2 protein-coding genes and 1 pseudogene are annotated in these 2,574 nt (G+C 69.9%); all 3 read right to left on the bottom strand.

Going from position 1 to position 2,574, the window contains the following annotated elements:
- A pseudogene (locus SSOG_RS54590) lies at positions 1-1,687 on the bottom strand (hypothetical protein); the annotation flags it as partial.
- 22 nt (positions 1,688-1,709) lie between these two features.
- Positions 1,710-2,054 (bottom strand): hypothetical protein, encoded by a 345-nt coding sequence (locus SSOG_RS45935; protein ID WP_039942914.1) that lies wholly within the window; start codon positions 2,052-2,054, stop codon positions 1,710-1,712.
- A gap of 26 nt (positions 2,055-2,080) precedes the next feature.
- Positions 2,081-2,574: efflux RND transporter periplasmic adaptor subunit (locus SSOG_RS45930; protein ID WP_039942912.1), on the bottom strand; the 494-nt coding region annotated here is incomplete at its 5' end.

Raw genomic sequence — 2,574 nt, 5'->3', positions numbered from 1 at the left:
CCGCCCCGGACAACTGCAACAACTTCAGCGCGGTGCCAACCTGAATGATGATCCCCACCAGCTCCGGGGGCAGTGCGGCGACCAGGCGGGCCACGGCGGTGACCAGCGTGAGCATGCTCGGCCCGGCTTCGGACGCGCCCCGCAGAAGCGTGACGATGGCGTCGGAGATCGCGCTGATGGCCTCGCGTGCTTCGGGCCCGTTCTCCCGGGCGTAGGCCATGAACTCGGAGATCGGCCCGCCACCAGGGGCCTCCCCTTCGGACAGGAGCCGCATGAAGTGGATGACGCCGTCGGTCATCTCTTCCAGCTGCCGGTCGGTGAAGTCGGAGAACTTGTCGGCCATCGCGTCGAAGCCCGGGGTTTCGATGGCCCCTCCGGCGACGGTGACGAGCCGGTCCAGTTCGGTGGAGGCGGACTTCACGTGCGGTGTGAGGCGCGGGATGAGTTCGTCGAGGACGGTGATGCCCTTGGTGACCGGGCCCATGGTGAACCCGGACATGTCGTCGGACCAGCCGGTGAAGTCCTTCTTCAGCTGCGACACGGCGATCGCGGCCTTCTGTGTCTCCGGCGGCAGCTTGGTGAGCTGCTGCTGGTAGGCGCGCTGGGCCTCCATCGCCTCTTTCGAGGTCTGGCCGTGCTCGGTGATCGCGTCCTGGTATTTCTTCTCGGCGTCGGCGACCTCGCCGAGCGGCCCGATCTGCCCGGCCAGGGCGATCCCGAACGCGGCAGCGGCCGTGCCCCCGACGGCGAACTGCCCGGCGAGCGGGGCAAGGTTCGCGGACAGACCCGCCAGCAGAGGGATCGCGGCCGGGGAGAGCATCAGCAGACCTTGCAGAGCACCGCCCGCGCCTCCGCCGCCTCCCCCGCCGGAGGGCTGGTTGATGATGTTGGTCAGGTCGCCGAGGTCGCTGGTGTCGGCGCGGACCCGCACGGTGATGGTCTGATTCATCGACGCCCAGCGCACCGCATCCGAAACGTCTCGGCGCAGCCCCATGCGGTTGCCCAGGACCAGAGGGATTTCGATGCGGTGGCCCATCGAGGCCCAGCGAACCGCGGCCGTGACGTCGCGGCGCAGCTGCATGGTGTCCGTCAGGTGCAGGGACACGCCCAGACCTTGGCCAGCCCCGGCCGAGGTGAGGGCCGCCTGTACCTCGTCCCGCAGGTGGTCGGCGTCCACGTTCAGCGGGACACGGATGCCTTGCCCTGTTCCGGCGGTCGTCAGCGCTGTCTGTACGTCACGCCGCAGGCTGGCCGCGTCGATCCCGAGCCGGACATTCAATCCCTGGCCCGCACCGGCTGCGGTGAGTGCGCCCTGCACGTCGCGACGTAGCCGGGTCGCGTCGATCCCCAGCCGGATGTTGAGTCCCTGGCCTGTTCCGGCTCCGCTGATGTGCCGACGGATGTCGGCCCGCAGGCGACTGCCATCGACCCGCAGAGGGATGGTGATGCCGCTGCCGGTTCCGGCCTGGCGGACGGCGCGCTGGACATCGGCGCGCAGCCGGTTCGCGTCGAGGCGTACGCCAATCCGGATCGACCGGCTGCCTGCCCGCTGGAGTTGGTTGAGGTCGCGGCGTGCGGCATTGATGTCCCGGGAGAGGGCCCGGGCCTCACGGGAGGCGTCCCGCAGGGTGCGGGTCAGGCTGGTGCCCTGGCCGGTGAGGCGTACGGACAGGTTCCACTGGGACATCGGGCCCTCCTCCCTTCTGCGGCTAGTGGTGGCTGGTGTGGGCGCGGGCGATCTGGATGGCGGCGTGGACGCTGGTGGGGATCAGCAGCACCTTCACGCCGTGCCCCTCGTCGCCGTTGGGGACGGTGGTCTGCTTGTCGGCGAGGATCTGGCAGCCGACGCACCGGTGAGTGATGGCGGTGTAGGCGTCCTCATCGCCCCCGGTGGCTTCGTCCCACTCCTCGGCCCGGGTGCCGCACTGCGAGCACACCGTGCGGGCGTAGGTGGCGTAGGCGATGGCCTTGCGCCGGTCGAGGTCGGTCCAGGTGCCGTCCCCGTGGCCACGGAAGACGCTGTGAGGGATGCCCCAGCGGTCGCACAGCTCCATCTCCAGGCGGAACGCTGGGTCATCGATCAGCCTTTTCCCAGGTCGGTCCGCGCAGCGTGCTGGATGCTCCAGGCGGCCTGCCACAGGCCGCGGGCGTCGGCGGAGGACCAGGTGTCCATGCAGTGCTGGGCGTAGTCGACGGGCATGCCGTCCAGTGACGCGGCGGAGATCAGCGCGGGGGCGAAGGTGTTGATGGAGAAGTCGGCGCCCTCGGACTCTTCCTGCTCGCTGGCCGGGTGCTTGGCCTGAAGTTCCTCCAGTTCCCGGCGGGGGATTGCGGTGAAGCGCAGGACGACGGCCTTCGCGTCGAACGCCTTCTGCGCTTCGGCCAGCGCGGTGCGGGCGGTTTCGGCGCGCTGCTCGTACAGCATCCGGTTCGGCGCGTCGTCGGCGGTCAGGTTGCGCAGCAGGTTCTCGGCGTCGGCGGCATCCTCCTTGGCCTGGGCGAGGCGGGAGCGGAGGTCGAGGTCGTCGCAGATGGTGAAGCGAGCGACGGCGGGCTTGAGTCCATCGAGGCGCT

The organism is Streptomyces himastatinicus ATCC 53653 (genome assembly GCF_000158915.1).
Taxonomy (GTDB): domain Bacteria; phylum Actinomycetota; class Actinomycetes; order Streptomycetales; family Streptomycetaceae; genus Streptomyces; species Streptomyces himastatinicus.
The sequence above is the reverse complement of the archived record's forward strand: the minus strand, read 5'-3'. Positions and strand labels throughout refer to the sequence as shown.